General features: G+C 37.4%; 19 protein-coding genes. 13 read left to right on the top strand and 6 right to left on the bottom strand.

Features of this window, described 5'->3' with window-relative positions:
• Window positions 1-31: 31 nt before the first annotated feature.
• From ACIQX2_RS14730 to ACIQX2_RS14720, 3 genes are all read right to left on the bottom strand, one after another.
• The gene (locus ACIQX2_RS14730; RefSeq protein WP_402851937.1) at window positions 32-337 is read right to left on the bottom strand and encodes a hypothetical protein; all 306 of its coding nucleotides are present in this window, start codon (window positions 335-337) and stop codon (window positions 32-34) included.
• Window positions 338-471: 134 nt separating this feature from the next.
• Window positions 472-735: a hypothetical protein gene (locus ACIQX2_RS14725; protein WP_402851935.1), complete on the bottom strand. Its 264-nt coding sequence runs from the start codon at window positions 733-735 to the stop codon at window positions 472-474.
• 243 nt (window positions 736-978) lie between these two features.
• The gene (locus ACIQX2_RS14720; RefSeq protein WP_402851933.1) at window positions 979-1,653 is read right to left on the bottom strand and encodes an AlkZ-related protein; all 675 of its coding nucleotides are present in this window, start codon (window positions 1,651-1,653) and stop codon (window positions 979-981) included.
• Window positions 1,654-1,839: 186 nt separating this feature from the next.
• On the opposite strand from ACIQX2_RS14720, the gene ACIQX2_RS14715 reads away from it, so the two are divergent.
• From ACIQX2_RS14715 to ACIQX2_RS14705, 3 genes are all read left to right on the top strand, one after another.
• A complete protein-coding gene (locus tag ACIQX2_RS14715) occupies window positions 1,840-2,013 on the top strand; it encodes a hypothetical protein (protein ID WP_402851930.1) in 174 nt (57 codons plus the stop codon).
• An 84-nt stretch (window positions 2,014-2,097) separates the two neighbouring features.
• On the top strand, window positions 2,098-2,673 hold the full coding sequence (locus tag ACIQX2_RS14710; RefSeq protein WP_402851927.1) for a dihydrofolate reductase family protein: 576 nt from the start codon (window positions 2,098-2,100) through the stop codon (window positions 2,671-2,673).
• A gap of 302 nt (window positions 2,674-2,975) precedes the next feature.
• Window positions 2,976-4,952: a S9 family peptidase gene (locus tag ACIQX2_RS14705; RefSeq protein WP_402851924.1), complete on the top strand. Its 1,977-nt coding sequence runs from the start codon at window positions 2,976-2,978 to the stop codon at window positions 4,950-4,952.
• A 61-nt stretch (window positions 4,953-5,013) separates the two neighbouring features.
• Here ACIQX2_RS14705 and ACIQX2_RS14700 read toward each other — a convergent pair whose 3' ends face one another.
• Window positions 5,014-6,372, bottom strand: a complete 1,359-nt coding sequence (locus ACIQX2_RS14700; protein ID WP_402851921.1) for an amino acid permease — start codon at window positions 6,370-6,372, stop codon at window positions 5,014-5,016.
• Between the two features lie 136 nt (window positions 6,373-6,508).
• On the opposite strand from ACIQX2_RS14700, the gene ACIQX2_RS14695 reads away from it, so the two are divergent.
• The 8 genes from ACIQX2_RS14695 (at window position 6,509) to ACIQX2_RS14660 (ending at window position 13,872) form a co-directional block, all read left to right on the top strand.
• Window positions 6,509-7,036, top strand: coding sequence for a GNAT family N-acetyltransferase (locus ACIQX2_RS14695; protein ID WP_402851919.1), 528 nt, complete (start codon window positions 6,509-6,511; stop codon window positions 7,034-7,036).
• Window positions 7,033-7,752, top strand: coding sequence for an ABC transporter ATP-binding protein (locus ACIQX2_RS14690; RefSeq protein ID WP_402851916.1), 720 nt, complete (start codon window positions 7,033-7,035; stop codon window positions 7,750-7,752). Before ACIQX2_RS14695 ends, ACIQX2_RS14690 begins: the two co-directional genes overlap by 4 nt.
• Window positions 7,749-8,501: an ABC transporter permease gene (locus ACIQX2_RS14685; RefSeq protein ID WP_402851913.1), complete on the top strand. Its 753-nt coding sequence runs from the start codon at window positions 7,749-7,751 to the stop codon at window positions 8,499-8,501. The genes ACIQX2_RS14690 and ACIQX2_RS14685 overlap by 4 nt, the downstream gene beginning before the upstream one ends.
• Before the next feature lie 211 nt (window positions 8,502-8,712).
• Window positions 8,713-10,557: an SLC13 family permease gene (locus ACIQX2_RS14680; protein ID WP_402851910.1), complete on the top strand. Its 1,845-nt coding sequence runs from the start codon at window positions 8,713-8,715 to the stop codon at window positions 10,555-10,557.
• 128 nt (window positions 10,558-10,685) lie between these two features.
• The gene (locus ACIQX2_RS14675; RefSeq protein ID WP_402851907.1) at window positions 10,686-11,324 is read left to right on the top strand and encodes a class I SAM-dependent DNA methyltransferase; all 639 of its coding nucleotides are present in this window, start codon (window positions 10,686-10,688) and stop codon (window positions 11,322-11,324) included.
• Between the two features lie 12 nt (window positions 11,325-11,336).
• Window positions 11,337-11,807 (top strand): S-ribosylhomocysteine lyase, encoded by a 471-nt coding sequence (locus ACIQX2_RS14670; protein ID WP_402851904.1) that lies wholly within the window; start codon window positions 11,337-11,339, stop codon window positions 11,805-11,807.
• A complete protein-coding gene (cysK, locus tag ACIQX2_RS14665; protein WP_402851902.1) occupies window positions 11,807-12,736 on the top strand; it encodes a cysteine synthase A in 930 nt (309 codons plus the stop codon). Before ACIQX2_RS14670 ends, cysK begins: the two co-directional genes overlap by 1 nt.
• A gap of 2 nt (window positions 12,737-12,738) precedes the next feature.
• Window positions 12,739-13,872 carry a bifunctional cystathionine gamma-lyase/homocysteine desulfhydrase gene (locus ACIQX2_RS14660; protein ID WP_402851899.1) on the top strand — a complete coding sequence of 378 codons (1,134 nt, stop codon included), beginning with the start codon at window positions 12,739-12,741 and terminating at the stop codon, window positions 13,870-13,872.
• 197 nt (window positions 13,873-14,069) lie between these two features.
• On the opposite strand, the gene ACIQX2_RS14655 is transcribed toward ACIQX2_RS14660, so the two are convergent.
• Window positions 14,070-14,324: a hypothetical protein gene (locus tag ACIQX2_RS14655; RefSeq protein ID WP_402851896.1), complete on the bottom strand. Its 255-nt coding sequence runs from the start codon at window positions 14,322-14,324 to the stop codon at window positions 14,070-14,072.
• A gap of 148 nt (window positions 14,325-14,472) precedes the next feature.
• Between ACIQX2_RS14655 and ACIQX2_RS14650 the strand changes: the two genes are divergently transcribed.
• A complete protein-coding gene (locus ACIQX2_RS14650; protein ID WP_402851893.1) occupies window positions 14,473-15,312 on the top strand; it encodes a DUF2268 domain-containing putative Zn-dependent protease in 840 nt (279 codons plus the stop codon).
• A 49-nt stretch (window positions 15,313-15,361) separates the two neighbouring features.
• Here the strand turns inward: ACIQX2_RS14650 and ACIQX2_RS14645 are convergent, their stop codons facing one another.
• Window positions 15,362-16,240, bottom strand: a complete 879-nt coding sequence (locus tag ACIQX2_RS14645) for a LysR family transcriptional regulator (protein WP_402851891.1) — start codon at window positions 16,238-16,240, stop codon at window positions 15,362-15,364.
• Window positions 16,241-16,373: 133 nt separating this feature from the next.
• On the opposite strand from ACIQX2_RS14645, the gene ACIQX2_RS14640 reads away from it, so the two are divergent.
• Window positions 16,374-17,342 (top strand): DMT family transporter, encoded by a 969-nt coding sequence (locus ACIQX2_RS14640; RefSeq protein ID WP_402851888.1) that lies wholly within the window; start codon window positions 16,374-16,376, stop codon window positions 17,340-17,342.
• The last annotated feature ends 11 nt before the right edge of the window (window positions 17,343-17,353 follow it).

Genomic DNA, 17,353 nt, shown 5'->3' with positions numbered 1-17,353 from the left:
TTATTTAACTAACCTGCCGCGTTTGTGAAAATCAATGTACAGTTCCTAAAAAAGAAACAAATACATTTTTTATCTGGTGATTTTCCATAATGTCTTCTAATATTAGTCCACAAGCATATTCAATTCGGACATTATAACCAAACAATACATTCTCGGATGTTACTAAACCACACCCATCACAATTAAATCCACAACCATCAACAATGCCCTTTTGTTGGTTTTGAAATCCCGTTATTGCTCTTTTTTCAGCAATATCTTTTGTAATCCAAGGTGAGAAAGCAAACAAGATAATTGATGCAACTACAAAAGTAATACTTAAGGTTAACTTCTTATGCACAGATATCACCCCTTACAATTTAAAAAAGACTATTCAATTGAACTAACCTGCTTCGTTTGTTCAATAAGAACGAGCTACCCTTACTGGTAGCCACTTGTTTAAGTAAAGCAACTCGTTGGTTTAATAAAGGTTAATTATTTTTTATTATATTCGCGACCCAAAATGAGTAACCCCAAAAGCGCTAATACCACTCCAACAATAAGAGGTAAGCCCAAAAATAACGAATCAACTACGTCATCACCATGTTGTTCTCCACCAAAAATCGCGAACCAAAACTTCGACCTGCCAGACCACCAGGAAGTCGTATCTGGTACATATAAAGCACCTGCTAAAATAATGGTTGAAGCGATGAATAAACCGCCCATCATTACGAATCCACCAATTAAAACTCTCTTCAAAGTTCTTTCACTCCTATGCCTTTCAGTTATTTTAAAATCTGTCCGATTGTTAAACACAAGTTAAAAAACAGTTTACTTCTTCTTGAAGTAAAGCACCTCGTTATTTTAATTGGAATATTTCACAAACTACCTCGATTCGATTAAAAAATACAACGCGTTATTATATCCTGGTTGAAATTAAGGGGGGTGTACCTTAGAACTGTATGAAAGGAAACAAAAGCTTGAAGCAATCGGTGCAAACCTTTACTTTGCAAATATTTTTTCAAGTTTTCTTAGCGATTCAATACCGCATACATTTGAAAAAAAGGAAATTAGATATTTCCTGGATTCTTCTTTGTCTGTATTTATAGTGTCTAATTTATTTCTAATAGCCCAAGAATCATAAGTCTCAAAAGCTGTACTGCTCCAGCCACTCTTTTCACCGACTTCATTTCTTTTCTCCTGTATGCCTGAAATTACAATATCCATTGAACCTTGCAATTCTAATAACGCGTTCTCAAATATCTTTTTTTTATTGCTTTCCTTTAGACCTGCTTTTTTCCTTAACTCCCTTGAGTCTATCCCTTCTAGTTCGACAATTATTTTGTATATTTGAAATGCTTCTTTTGATACGTTCCCATTAAAATAGCGATGCTCAACGGACTCATCATGACCCAAGACCTTTTTTACATATGGAAGAAGCTGACGTGAAACTAATATCGATTTTTTCTTAATGAATTTACCGTATCCTGCAACCCCGTCAGTTGAGAATTTCGTCCTCCAAATCCATGGATCAAACTCTGTTTCGGAATGCCAATACTCTGGCAAAGTAATGGTGTTCAAAGAAGGGTAATCAGGTATTAAAGGGGCAAGAGGGAGTAAACCAATCTCTTCTATTACATTTATGGCATCTTCATAAGTTTTTACTTTATATTCCACTTTTTATCTCCTTTTATAAATAGACATATATCTAATTTCTATATAAAACAAGATTATCCTTCTTGAAGTAAAGCACCCGTTAGTTGAACAAGCACCTTCTCTTTAATTACTAATTATGATTTGTGATTTATCAAATACAATCTTTCCCATTTATGCTATACTCCTCTTAAAAAGGGGGTTAAATAAATGGTTAAAATTATCGCTATTTTGCCTTTACTAAAGTTCTTTTTATATGTGGCTGTTATTGTTTTTATTATTTGGTTCGTTGTTTGGATTTTTCAATCTCAAAAAGAACGCAATATTTTACTTAAAGAAATTTTAAATAAACTGGAGTATCTAGAGAATATTAAAAAGGATTAGTTAGCAATCCATAAGAAATAACCCAAGCTGAAATTGCTAAAATGGTTAATGTAAATATCCCTCATGAACAAAGGAGATCTGAAAATGAGAAAACTCGTTCTATTTTTGCACGCATCTCTTGACGGTTTTGTAGAAGGGCCGAACGGTGAAATGGACATTGGCTGGGTTTCCTACGATTCTGATTTGGAGAAACACGCGAAAGAAATTCTGAGTACTGCCGACACTGTTATTTGGGGAAGTGGGACTTATCAAATGATGCACAGTTACTGGCCATCTGTTCCTTCGAACCCATCAGCTTCGCAGCATGAACGGAATCATGCCGAGTGGATCGAAAAGACAGCCAAAGTCGTTTTTTCCACGACGCTGGAGAAAGTCGAATGGAACAATACTAGACTGGTGAAAGAAGATGTCGAGGAAGAGATCAAGAACCTCAAACAGCAGCCAGGCAAGGATATGGTCATCCTCGGCAGTCCTAGGTTCGCGCACTACCTTATGCAGCTTGATTTAATAGATGAGTATAAAATTACGGTTTCTCCCGTCCTGATCGGCAGTGGGTTGCCGTTGTTCCAAGGTCTCAAGGAGAAGATCAATCTTAAACTTATCGAAAACAAGACCTTTCATTCTGGAGCCATAGGTCTCATTTACCAGACGGTTAGATGACTTTGTCTCCCTAAGGTAGATTATCCTTACGAGTACGATAGTTCAATAAAACAGTGGCAGTCTAGGACTTTATTTTCTCGTCCAAGACTGCCGCTGTTTCTATTTTTTGGTGTCAGTCTTCATTCCAATATTTACGACAACTTGTGTAGCAAATAGAGTGATACCACCAGTTAGTAAATAGTGACCATACGGATCCCGAACCTTTTGAATTATCACGATCTTTTCTTAAAAAATAGAAGGAAAAAGATTTCGAATGTCGAAATAAATAGTGATAGTATAATTAACAAGAGGGGACTATTAAAATGACTAAAAGAAAATTAGAAGCAACAGATTTATTTGCCATACAATCCATAACAAATCCTGTGATTTCACCAGTCGGAAATGAAGCTGTTTTTATTCGAACGGAGATGCATAAAGAGGATAATAAATACTACGCTTATTTATACCATGTGGATATCGAAACAAATGAAATAACACAATGGACTCATTCGAAAGAGAAAGTGTCATCTCCGAAATGGTCTGTAGATGGAAAACAATTAGCATTTTTATCGAATCGTGACGACAACAATCAACTTTATATAATGTCAGCTAAGGGTGGGGAAGCAAAACAGCTGACAAAATTAGAAAAAGGAGTTTCTAGCTTTATCTGGTCTCCTTGTAGTAAAAAGATTTGGTTCTCGGCTTCTTTGAAGAAAGGAAAGAACTGGACGGACGAGGCTGAAAAAGAAGACAAAAAACTGCCAGAAGCCTATATTGTAGAAAAAATGAAGTACCATAATGACGGTGTAGGATTGTTACCAAAAGATTCATACCGTCAAATTGGATCAATCGAAATATCTTCTGGAGAAATTACAGCATTTACAGAAGGAACATTTAATCATAGTCTTCAGGCAATTTCTCATGACGGAAAAAAACTAGTAGTCGGTGTGAATCGAGATGAAAATCAAGATTTTTCATTCCATGAACCTTTGTTATTAATTGACGTGGAGTCGAAAAAAGAAACGATTATTATTGAAGAAAATGGATATTTTGGAGGCGCAATTTTTTCAGCAGATGATCGATACATCGCTTTTAGCGGAATGCTTCGTACATATAAAAACGCAACGCATGCAGAGATATATGTATATGAAGTAAATACTGGAAACCTTCAAATCCTTACTGAAGGTATTGATGCACCAGTAGGGGATTATGCAGGAGCAGATATCCAACAAGGAGCAAATGCACCAGATGTTGTTTGGACTGACCAAAATCACTTATATTTCCAATTATCCACTATGGGGGACGTACGTTTGTATTTTGCGTCTCTTGAAGGAGAAATTTACCCAGCAACTCCAGAAAACGAGCATGTATATGGGTACGATATCACTAGCGATGGTACCTATGCTCTTGCGACAATAAGTAGTCCAATATTTCCCGGGGAATTATTTAAACTAAATTTGGCGACTGGTGAAAGAATAGCACTCACTAAATTTAACGATGAGCTGTTAAATGAAGTAGAGCTTGTCGAACCAGAAGCCATTATGTATAAAGGACTTAACGATTGGGATGTATATGGATGGCTGATGAAACCAGTAGGCTATCAAGAAGGTAAAAAGTATCCACTAATTGTAGAAATACACGGTGGACCACATACGATGTATGCGAATACCTTTTTCCATGAGCTCCAACTCTTAGCAGCTCAGGGATACGGAGTATTATATGTAAATCCACGTGGAAGTCATTCTTATAGCCAGCAATTTGTGGATGCTGTTCGAGGAGACTATGGTGGTGGAGACTATGAAGATATTATGGCTGGAGTAGATTATGTATTGAAGGAAAATGACTGGATTGATGAGAATCGGTTAGGCGTTACCGGGGGTAGCTACGGCGGGTTTATGACTAACTGGATTGTTGGTCATACGAATCGATTTAAAGCAGCTGTTACGCAACGCTCTATTTCTAACTGGATCAGCTTTTATGGAGTTTCTGATATTGGGTACTACTTCACACCATGGCAAATTGGTACAGATATGACAGATATCGATAAATTATGGGATGCCTCTCCGCTCAAATATGCAGCTAATGTGGATACTCCTTTATTGATATTGCATAGCGAAAACGACTATCGTTGTCCTATTGAACAAGGGCAACAGCTTTATATTACGTTAAAAGCTATGGGGAAAGAGACTAGCTTTGTCCGTTTCCCGCAGTCTGATCATAATTTATCTCGAGTGGGTCTGCCAAATTTACGGAAAACGCGATTAGACCAAATCACAAGTTGGTTTGCAAAATATCTTTGAGAATAGAGAAAACCCCTTCACTTTGAAGGGGTTTTCTTAAATCGGTCGAAACCAACATTCATTATCTTCTTTTATGAAATCCATTTTTATAATATACAGATACTAATCCGATTATCCAGATAGGGCCTACTATTAGTGCAATGCGTGTATCAGGGAAATAAGCCATGAGGCCAAGTACCAATACTAAAAAAGCTAGTGCTAAATAGGAACTTATCGGAAAGAACAAAGCCTTATAGGAAAGCTTTGATACTTCACCTTTTGTAAGTGTTTTACGGAACTTTAATTGGGATAATAATATAATTCCCCATGTCCAAACAGCTCCAAAAGTCGAAATACTCGTTACCCAAATGAATACTTTTTCAGGAACTAAATAATTTAATACAACCCCAACTAATAATAAAATGGCAGAGAAGATTATTGCTTTGGAAGGGACTCCTGTTCTGCCAATCTTAGCGAATGAATTAGGTGCCTGTTTTTGCTGAGCCAAATTAAATAACATACGCCCCGTGCTGAATATACCGCTATTACAACTAGACAATGCAGCTGTAAGGACAACAAAGTTTATAATACCAGCAGCTGGACCAATACCAATTTTTTCGAACATTAAAACGAATGGACTACCATTGGCTCCTATCTCATTCCATGGATAAATGGACATTATAACAAACAGAGCACCAACATAGAAAAGTAAAATGCGCCAAAATACCGTATCGATCGCTCGTGGAATGACCGTTTTAGGATTTTTAGCTTCACCTGCAGTTACCCCAATCATCTCTACACCTAAATAAGCAAACATAACCATCTGTAAGGACATGAATACGCCAGTAACTCCATTTGGTGCAAATCCACCGTTCGTCCATAAATTGCTTATACCGACTGCAATTCCATCATTACCGAGACCAAAAAGGATAACTCCAAGTCCTACAAAAATCATAGCTAATATGGCAATAATTTTAATAAGCGCAAACCAAAACTCAAATTCCCCATAAGCTTTTACAGCTATAAGGTTAATAAGTGTCATAATAACTAATGCGGCTAATGCCCATATCCATGGGGCTGTGTCTGGATACCACATTTTCATGTATACTCCTACAGCAGTAATCTCTGCCATACAAGTAACTACCCATAAAAACCAATAATTCCAACCTGTAATGTATCCAGCAAGTGGACCTAAGTAATCCTTTGCATATCGGCTAAAAGAACCTGAAACTGGATTATGTACCGCCATTTCTCCAAGTGCACGCATGATGATAAAAATGGCCATTCCTCCGACAATATAAGAAATCAGAATAGCTGGTCCTGCAAGTTTTATGGCTGTTGCAGAGCCTAAAAATAGCCCAACTCCAATTGCTGCTCCTAATGACATTAAGGTGATATGTCGCTGTTCTAAACCTCGCTGTAGTTGCTGATTTCCACCCAAACCATGTCACTCCTTCAAAATTAAATACTTTATAAGATAAAACTCTATCACAATAATATGTATATTGGGAACAGTCTATCATACTGATATTGTGGTAAAATTATGAATACAAAGCATGATAGAATGGAGCTAAGTGATGAATGAAGTAACGATTCGTCCTATTGTCGAGGAGGAGCTTGTTCGACTCTGGGAATTAAGTGCAAAGGAAGAAGCACCTGAATGGAAGAAATGGGATGCACCTTATTATCCTCATATTCCTAAATCTTTAGAACAATTTTTAGAAAAAAAAGATCAATTGATCCATCAAGAAGATATGTGGGGTATTTATGTAAATGGCGAATTAGTTGGTTCCCTTTGTTACTACTGGGAGCACGAAGAATCACTGTGGTTAGAAATAGGGATTGTCATTTATGAGCCTCGTTATTGGAGTGGTGGAATCGGAACAGAGGCACTTCGAATGTGGATCAATCATTTATTTAAAGAACTACCACTTATTCGAGTTGGTTATACAACTTGGTCAGGCAATGAACGAATGATTAAAGTTGGGGAAAAATTAGGAATGACAATGGAAGCTAGATTACGAAAGTGTAGGTTTTATAATGGAGTCTATTATGACTCAATCCGAATGGGGTTATTAAGAGAAGAGTGGGAAGACTGTATATGATGCCATTATTTGAATTAAAGCAATTGACGAAAAAACATTGGGATGCACAACTGAACAGTGAATTATTTTCAGGCATAACGACGACAATCGAGCAACCAGAGCGTATTGCCTTACTTGGCAAATCTGGGCAGGGTAAAAGTACGCTCTTACGCATTCTAGCAAAATTAGAATCTGTTGATAATGGACAGATATATTTTAACGGGCAAGTGATGAAGGAGGTAGATAGTAAAACGTGGCGTATGAATGTATGCTATGTTGCACAGCAACCCACTATGCTTCCAGGAACTATAAGGGATAATTTAATGACTAGCAGTAAAATACATAATCGGCCATTCAAGGAAGACCTCGCAAGAACGTTGATAAAAGAAGTTGGACTAATTCATCTAGACTGGGAGAAGAAGGCAGGGGAGCTGTCTGGTGGGGAAAAACAACGCATCGCCTTAGTACGCTCTTTATTGTTACAGCCGAAAATCTTACTTCTAGATGAAATTACAGCCTCTCTTGATCAACAGAGCAAGAACTTAGTAGAACAGCTGTTAATCAAACTTCACCAGAAAGAAGGAATCACTTTTATTTGGGTGACGCATGATACGGAGCAGGCTAAAAACATCAGTGACCGTATTTGGTATATGGAAGATGGGAAGCTAGTAGGTGATGTAAAGACCTCCGAGTTTTTTAACGATCAGAAAAGTTCTCCAGAACAGGGGAAATTATGAGTTTACTAGCGCTAAGTTTTACATTGTTATTTGTCATTATTACGATGCTCGTATCAGTCTGGCGGAAGCTTGATTTAGAGAAGGATATTGCAATTGGTACTGTAAGAGCAGCAATTCAGCTCCTATTGGTTGGATATATTTTACAGTTTGTATTTCAATCGGAGAGTGTTTTATTTATTATCCTAATTATTTGCGTCATGATTATCGTTGCAGCATTTAATGCGGCGAAACGAGCAAAAGGTATGACAGGAGTTGTATGGAGAATTATTCTGTCCATTGCTACGATGGAAATTCTCATGATGGGACTATTACTCAGCTTACAAATCATTGAAGCAACGCCACAATACATTATCCCACTTAGTGGAATGACAATCGGTAACGCAATGGTTGCATGTGGATTATTTTTAACACAATTGAAGCGAGAAACAGAAAGCTCTAAAGGTGAAATTGAAACCTTACTCTCACTCGGAGCCACGAGTCGTCAAGCAGTACAGGATGTATTAAAACGCTCCGTCAAATTTAGTATGATTCCGACAATTGACGCGATGAAAACAGTAGGACTCGTCCAATTGCCAGGTATGATGACAGGAATGATTATTGCTGGAGCAGATCCAGTCGAAGCGGTTCGCTATCAAATATTAATCATCTTTGTATTTACAAGCTCCTCTGCTATTACAAGCATGATGCTAAGTATACTTTGTTATAAAAAATTATTTACAAAGGACCTCCAATTGAAGAATTGGAAATAGTGTGTTTAAATCAGTTCACCATTCAGTGCCTAAAAGCAAACTAGCAACATACGAGTCAACATGGGCAACATTGTTAAAGGTATCCGCGACTAAAAACTCCTATCCGCAACATCGATTAGATTATACGCAACACTTGCGACTTACGCTGGGAACTTTCCATACAGTTCAGATATAATGGGGATAGAATTATGTAGAAAGGATTCGCTCTATTATGCAATTAACTATAACATTTGTTGTTTTGGCCATAAGTATCATCCTTTTTATAAGCAATCGAGTGCGCGCGGATCTAGTAGCAATTCTTGCACTATTGGCTTTCGTTATTTCAGGTGTGTTAGAGCCGACAGAGGCACTCGCTGGTTTTTCTAATTCAGTAGTCATTATGATTGCTGGACTTTTTGTTGTGGGAGCAGGGATTGTTCGGACAGGACTTGCACAGTCTGCGGGAAATTTATTATTAAAATGGTCTGGTAAAAGTGAGATAAAGTTATTTGTTTTGTTACTCATCATTACAGGCAGTGTTGGCTCGTTCATGAGTAACACTGGGGTAGTAGCATTAATGCTGCCCATTGTGATTAGTATCGCGATCAGTATTAATAGTAGTCCGTCTAAATACTTGATACCACTGTCTTATATTAGTAGCCTATCCGGTCTGATGACACTAATTGCGACACCTGCCAACTTGATCGTCAGTCAAGTGCTTGTAGATAATGGCTTTGAAAAGCTTGGATTTTTTGAAATTACTCCACTTGGAATCATCGGGCTAACTACAGGTATTTTATATTTTCTATTTGCTCGAAAATATGTGTTGCCGAATGATAAAAGAAAAAATAATGCAGGAGAAGGACATAAGTTATCTCCAAAGCAATTGGCAGCAGATTATGAATTAGGTGGTAATTTACACCGAGTTCGAGTGGTAGAAGATTCTCCGATTATTGGGAAACAGCTAGCCGAATTAAAGCTTCCAGCAAAATATCATCTAGCTATTTTAAAAATTGATCGTAAATCAATGGAAGGGATGAATATTCTACCTATCCGCTATCAGGAAATGGCTGGACCTACGAGTGTGATTGAAGCGAAGGATATCTTATATATTCAAGGTCCACCTGAGAGTATCTTGCAGTTTGTAAAGGATTTTCTTTTAGAGATAGAAGATGAGGAATCGAATGCTGAGGAGCTAGTTTCTAAACAATTAGGAATTGCGGAAGTTCTTTTAACGCCACATTCTAATTTGATCAATGAAACAGTTGGTAGCATTGGTTTCCGAGAAAAATATAATTTAAATATACTTGGTATCAATCGCAAAGGGGAATACGTATTAACCGAAATGGCTAATGTACGCTTGCGATTTGGTGATGCACTGCTCGTTCAAGGTGCTTGGGATGAGATTGAGCTTCTGTCCAGAGCCGTAAAAGATGTAGTGATTATCGGTCAGCCTAAGGAGCATGCCAGTATGGCAGCTGCAAGTGGGAAAGCACCAATTGCTGGATCAATAATGTTACTAATGATCGGTTTAATGATTTTTGAAGTATTCCCAGCGGTTATTTCTGTTCTTTTAGCTGCAACCTTAATGGTTATAACAGGCTGTCTCCGAAATATGGATGACGCCTATAGCAAGATGAACTGGGAAAGTATTATTTTGATCGCTGCGATGCTTCCTATGGCAACAGCTCTTGAAAAAACTGGCGGTATGATCATTTTATCCGAGGGGATTGTTAATCTCCTTGGGGGGTTCGGTGCAATGGGAGTATTAGCGGGTATTTACTTTATTACGATGGTGTTTGGACAGTTTATTAGTAATACGGCGACCGCTGTGTTATTTGCCCCAATAGCGATGACCGCAGCCGTCAGCTTGGATGCAAATCCGTATACGTTTTTAATTGCTATTGCGGTTTCCTCGAGTATGGCTTTTGCAACTCCTGTAGCTTCTCCTACAAATGCGTTAGTGATGACCGCAGGGGGGTATAAATTCTTTGATTTTGTAAAAGCAGGGATTCCTCTGCAAATTATTATGTTCCTCATCATGATGATTGCAATTCCTATTTTTTTCCCATTGTAAAAAAAGAGTTTCTCTTATCAGAGAGGCTTTTTTATTTGACAATTTCTTGGAATATGATATAAATAAATTATTAAGCCTAAAACAAAGTACACAAGTAGGAATAATATGATTCAAAAAGGGGTTCTACAATGGGCAGAGAATTTGTCGATATTTTTGACGGTTGGGCAGACTCTTATGATGCTTCCGTTTCTGGAAAAGATCCAGAGTATCGTGATGTATTTGAAGGTTATGAATCTATTTTAAATGAAGTAACAAAACGTGTTTCTGGTACTATCATCGAATTTGGAACGGGTACTGGAAATTTAACCGCAAAGCTATTAGAAGCAGGTAATTCAGTTATTGGTATCGAACCTAATAGTAAGATGCTTGAAGTAACTGCTGAACGTTTTCCTTCTATTAAACTAATGGATGGCGATTTACTTGAATTTGATGTGCAAAATAAAAATATAGATGCCATTGTAAGCACATATGTATTCCATCATTTAACAGATGAAGAAAAGGGAATAGCATTGAGAAAATATGCGAGCTTACTTCCGATCAATGGAAAAATCGTTTTTGCAGATACTGTTTTTCTTACGGAAGAAGCCAAACAAGCACAGATTTTGAAGGAAAAAGGTCGTGGCTTTTTAAATGTAGCAGAAGATTTAGAAAGAGAATATTATACGACCATACCTGTACTTAAAGAATTATTTACAGAAGCAGGATTTCAAGTAGTATTCGTAAAATTAAATGACTATGTTTGGTTAATGGACGCAACGAAAAAATAAGGAGCGATAATTATGAAAAAAATGAATGTAGAAAGCTTTAACTTAGACCACACAAAAGTAGCAGCACCATTTGTACGCCTAGCAGGAACGAAAGTTGGAAAAAACGGCGATGAAATTCTAAAATATGATATTCGTTTTAAACAACCAAATAAAGAGCATATGGAAATGCCAGGTCTTCATTCATTAGAGCATTTAATGGCAGAGAATATTCGCAACCATACTGAACAGGTAGTAGATCTTAGTCCAATGGGCTGCCAAACTGGATTCTATTTGTCTGTTATCAATCACGATAACTTTGATGAAATTCTGGAAATTCTAGAAAAAACATTAAAGGATGTTTTACAGGCAACAGAGGTTCCAGCGTGCAATGAAGTTCAATGTGGTTGGGCCGCTAGTCATAGCTTAGAAGGTGCGAAAGAAATAGCTGCTGAAATGCTTGCTAAAAAAGAGGAATGGCGTCAAATTTATAAAGAGGAAGCATAATGAACATATTAAGTAACGTACAAGATTTAATAGGCAATACGCCCGTAGTGGAAATAAAACATATACCAATCCCTAACAATTGCCGTATATTTGCAAAGCTCGAATATCTCAATCCAGGCGGTAGTGTGAAAGATCGACTAGGCTTGTCTTTGATAGAAGATGCAGAGAAGTCTGGGAAGCTTGTGCCAGGTGGTACCATTATTGAACCGACAGCTGGTAACACAGGAATTGGAATTGCTTTGGCTGCAATTGGAAAAGGGTATAAAGTTATTTTTGTTGTCCCTCAGAAATTTAGTGTAGAGAAGCAAACATTAATGCGTGCATTAGGGGCTGAAATCGTCAATACAGATACAGCACTAGGTATGCAGGGAGCGATAAAAAAAGCGGCAGAGCTAGTGGCTGAAACACCAGATGCTTTCTCTCCGTCACAATTTTCAAATCCTGCCAATCCAGCTACGTATACGAAAACACTAGGGCCAGAATTATGGCGAGATTTAGATGGTGAAATTGATGTCTTTGTCGCTGGTGCAGGTTCTGGTGGGACATTTATGGGCACTTCACTATATTTGAAAAAGCAAAAAGAAGCGATTAAAACTGTAATTGTAGAGCCAGTAGGATCTATATTAAATGGTGGAGAAGTAGGTTCTCATACGACAGAAGGTATCGGCATGGAGTTTTTACCGGACTTCATGGATACTTCTTATTTTAATGCTATCCATACAGTTACCGATGAGGATGCGTTTAAACAATTAAGAGCACTATCAAAAAGTGAAGGCTTACTAGTCGGAAGTTCGTCAGGGGCTGCCTTTTATGCTGCCCTGAAGGAAGCAGAGGTAGCGAAAGAGGGAAGTCATATTGTAACGATTTTTCCAGATTCGAGTGAACGGTATTTAAGTCAGAAGGTATATGAACTATTCAAGGAGGAGTAAAAATGCGCGCTAAAACGAAATTAATACATGCAGGAATTGTTGGGGACGAGGCAACTGGAGCAGTGTCGACACCTATTTATCAAGTAAGTACGTATAAACAAGAGGCAGTAGGTAAATTTAAGGGCTATGAATATTCACGTACTGGAAATCCTACTCGTCATGCACTGGAAGTATTAATCAGTGAGCTGGAGGGTGGAACTGCAGGGTTTGCCTTCGCATCGGGAATGGCTGCAACAAGCTCTGTTATGATGCTTTTTGACAAAGGTGATCATGTTATTTTAACAGATGATGTATATGGTGGTACCTTCCGTGTTATTTCTAAAGTGTTGAATCGTTTTGGAATCGAAGCAACATTCGTGGATACGGGAGATATCGCAAATGTAGAAGCAGCAATCAATGAAAATACAAAAGCGATTTTCTTAGAAACGCCAACGAATCCATTATTAAAGGTTACGGATATTGAGGGAATTGCGAAGTTTGCGAAAGAAAAAGGATTATTAACAATTGTAGATAATACGTTTATGACGCCATATTTCCAACAACCGATTGCACTTGGCGCTGATATTGTCGTACATAGTGCGACCAAATATTTGGGTGGGCATAGTGATGTAGTAGCGGGTCTAGTTGTTGTAAACTCAGAGCAGCTAGCAACCGATTTACATTTTGTCCAAAACTCTGTTGGAGCAGTTCTTGGACCTCAGGATTCGTGGTTGTTAATGCGTGGGATTAAAACGCTTGGTATTCGGATGGAAGAGCATAATACTAATGCACAACGAATTGCAGAGTTTTTGAATGACCATGAAGCAGTTTCTAAAGTTTTTTATCCGGGCTTAACTGCTCATACTGGACATGATTTAATGAAAAAACAAACAACCGGCTTCGGTGGAATGATTTCATTTGATGTTGGAAGTGCAGAGAAAGCGGATGAGCTTTTGGCGAAGCTGCAATACTTTACTCTTGCAGAAAGTCTAGGAGCAGTAGAGAGTTTAATCTCCGTGCCTGCTCGTATGACCCATGCATCTATTCCAAGCGAGCGTCGTGCCGAGCTAGGCATTACAGATGGACTTGTCCGAATTTCAGTAGGAATTGAAGATGTAGAAGACTTATTAGAGGATTTAACACAAGCACTTGCATAAATTTGAAATAGGTATACCACTTTTGCTGAGGTGGTATGCTTTTTTTGTTGCTCAATTGCATTTAGTTGAAATCTCGAGCGGCTTAGTTGGAATAATGAAGATTTAGTTGGAATAATGCCCACTTAAGTTGTAATTTTGACCTTTCTTGTTGGAATCTCATCAAATTTTTAGAAAGAGAGGCTGCACCCTCTCTTTTTTTACCAGAAAAATGCGGTAGCTAGTGTAATACCGACAATTGCACCTAGCGCAATACCGAAACCAAAGCCAAAGCCAGTTCCAAAACCGAAAAATCCAAGACCATATCCACCAAGGTTCCCATCAGGACGGATCCATACCATATTTCTAGTCACTCTTGTAACTTCCCCAAAATGCACTCTGCCATCTCTATCTACAATTCTTACTCTTTTTCCATGATATCTACAGCAGAGATTATATACTTGATTTTGATTCATCTTTTATTCCTCCTTTCCATAAAACTACATACAAGTATGTTCTATTAGCTTATGTTGACTGGAAGGACTTGCTAGAGACACTTGTCTACAGCTCTGTGGCTAAATTAAATTAAATACATATGCTATAAGACAGAAAAGGAGAGAATTCATGTCAGTCAAAGAAACGAGAAATATGCTTTTTACATTTGCAGAAAAATGCGAAGAACAATCTGGGAAAGGGGTGGAGACTTTACAGCGAGAGATAATTTGTCATCCAGTGATGAAGTTTTTTCCAGAGGTAAATTCGGAGGTCATCCAATATGAACTTTTAAAGCATGGTCTTTTTGAACCGTCTGATTGGAAGTCGGTAAAGAAAATCGTGCGAGGATTAGAACGCAAAAGTGTTTGGGATATTGTGAAGCAGGAATATAACTATTTGCGAGAATTGTGGAATGGTCCGAAGGTTTCTATTTATATTTTCCCGATAAGAAAGGAGAGAACTCAGGGAAAAAAGGATGCTCCTCGCAAAAATGGCATTGCCTATAAGAAAGTGCTATTTCTTTTCGTATCTCCTGATTTAACGAACGAAGAGATTAAGGCGCTATTGGCGCATGAGTATAATCATGTATGTAGATTACAATTTCTAGATTCTCCTACAGCAACTATTTCTTTAGAAGACTCACTTATTGTAGAAGGTCTAGGGGAGTTTGCTGTAAAACAAATGTATGGTAAAAAGTGGATAGCACCATGGGTGACTAAATATCGTTCGGAAGAGGTAAATGAAATTTGGCGGAGGTATTTTGTTTCTGCCTTACACATAAAGGGGATCCAAAATCATCAGCTCTACTTATTTGGTAACAATAACAGACCGTTTCCAAAGTGGATTGGATATCATATTGGATATCAAATTGTGGATTCATACTACAAGAAACGTGGCCCTTTTGTTATGAAGGAGCTACTTCTAAAGACTTCCTCCGAAATAATAGCAGGCTCTGATTTTGCTTTATAACCGCATATAAAAGCGTTATCTTTAGATTTCTAAAAGATGACGCTTCTATTTAAAATAACAGTACCTCAGAGGCTTCTTTTTTACTCGATTCAATTGTTTCGATAAATCTTTCTACTGTTGTTGTTAAATATGTATTCGATCGTCTTATAAATACTGTTTTTATTTCACTATATTTGGTCGGCAATACATGACATTGGATAAGCCCACGAGCCTCTAAATGTGAAACTGCTGATTTGGGAATAAAGGTGATACCTAAGCCTGCTACGACACTACTTAAAATAGTTTCTAGCGTCCCGAATTCCATAACCTTTTTAGGAGTTATATTTTCATCTTTATACCAAGCTTCTAATCTTGCTCTATATCCACAGCCTTTACTAAAACATAAAAAAGGTTCACTTTTCAGCTGTTCCAGAGTTGTGGTGTATTTATTGGAAATTAACACGAGCTCCTCTTGAAATACTTCATGTGAGGTAAGCTCCGGGTGAGGAGCAGTTTGGGTGATAAAAGCTCCATCTAATCGATGATTTAAAACTTCCTCTTGCAGCTTTTCTGTGACCCCTGAGAAAAGAGATAAGTCCACTTCCTTATACTTTTTAGTAAAGGTAGATAAAATACTTGGTAATTGTATAACCGTCTCGACTGTTCCAATTTCTAATTTTCCGGATGGCTCATCTTTATTTTGTACCACTTTTTTTACTTCATTGGTGAGCGATAGAATTTGCTCGCTATATACTAATAGCTTTTTACCTTCAGGAGTTAAACTCATCCCTCTATTATGACGATTAAATAATGGCGTGTTTAGCTCTGTTTCTAGCTTTTTTATACGTGCTGTAATATTAGACTGAACATAGTTTAGCTCTTTAGCGACTTCTGTAATGGTTCCTTTTTGAGCAACAAGTTGGAATATTTCTAAGTCTTTCAACTCCATCTTACAATCTCTCCTTCATCGTTATTTATGATATCACTAAAAATGATATATAACATCAAAAATAATCATTTTACATGATAGATAAAGATGGCGTTTAATAAATAAGGGAATTCGAGAAGGAGATTACTTATTTATGAAAAACAATATTTTTTTAGGTGCTTTTTTATGCTTTATCGCAAGTGTGTCATGGGGAGCGATGTTTCCAGTAGCGCATCATGCCTTTACATATATCGATCCGTTTTATTTTACTATTTTCCGTTATGGGGCAGTAACTATCATTTTGATTATTCTATTACTATGGAAGGAAGGGATTAAGGCGTTTCGTATGGAGGGTAAGGGAACGCTGTTATGGTTTTTCGGAACAATGGCATTTACTGTCTATAATTTACTTATTTTTTGGGGAGAGGATTTACTAGGAGAGCCAGGTGTTATGGTTGCATCCATTATGGAATCCTTGATGCCAATGATTTCTATTGTTATTGTCTGGCTATTTTATAAACGACGTCCTTATACCTTTACATTATTTTGTGTGTTTGTTTCTTTTGTTGGAGCAATTCTTGTTATTACAAAAGGAGATATTGGTTCCTTTCTTTCTGCAACAAATAATATTGTTCCTTCGTTACTAATTTTAATCGCAGTTATTGGCTGGGTTGTGTATACAATGGGAGGAGATAAATTTAGAGGCTGGTCTGTCCTTAGATATTCGACATTAACATGTTTGCTCGGTACGATTTCTGCAGCATTCATCGTAGCAATTGCAACTATGATAGGATACGTTTCTGCACCGACACTTGATACGATTCAAACAGTTAGTCCACATCTATTGTTCATGATTATTTTTCCCGGTGTTATTGCATTAGTTGGATGGAATGTTGGAGTAAGTATTCTTTCGCCTTTAAATGGGTTATTATTTATTAATTTTGTACCTGTGACGACACTTGTTATATCGAGTGTGCAAGGAACTCATATAACTTTTTATGAAATTATAGGAGTAGGCTTTATCATTCTTTCCCTTATTGCTAATAATATTTTTATACGTTTTCTTCAAAAGAGAAAGATGAGACACCAAGTAAAACAAAGTTTACAAGAAAGTACCTCCTAACGGAAAAAGCG

This window comes from Psychrobacillus sp. NPDC096623, from assembly GCF_044762655.1.
Lineage (GTDB): Bacteria > Bacillota > Bacilli > Bacillales_A > Planococcaceae > Psychrobacillus.
This window is presented reverse-complemented; position numbering and strand designations above follow the sequence as displayed.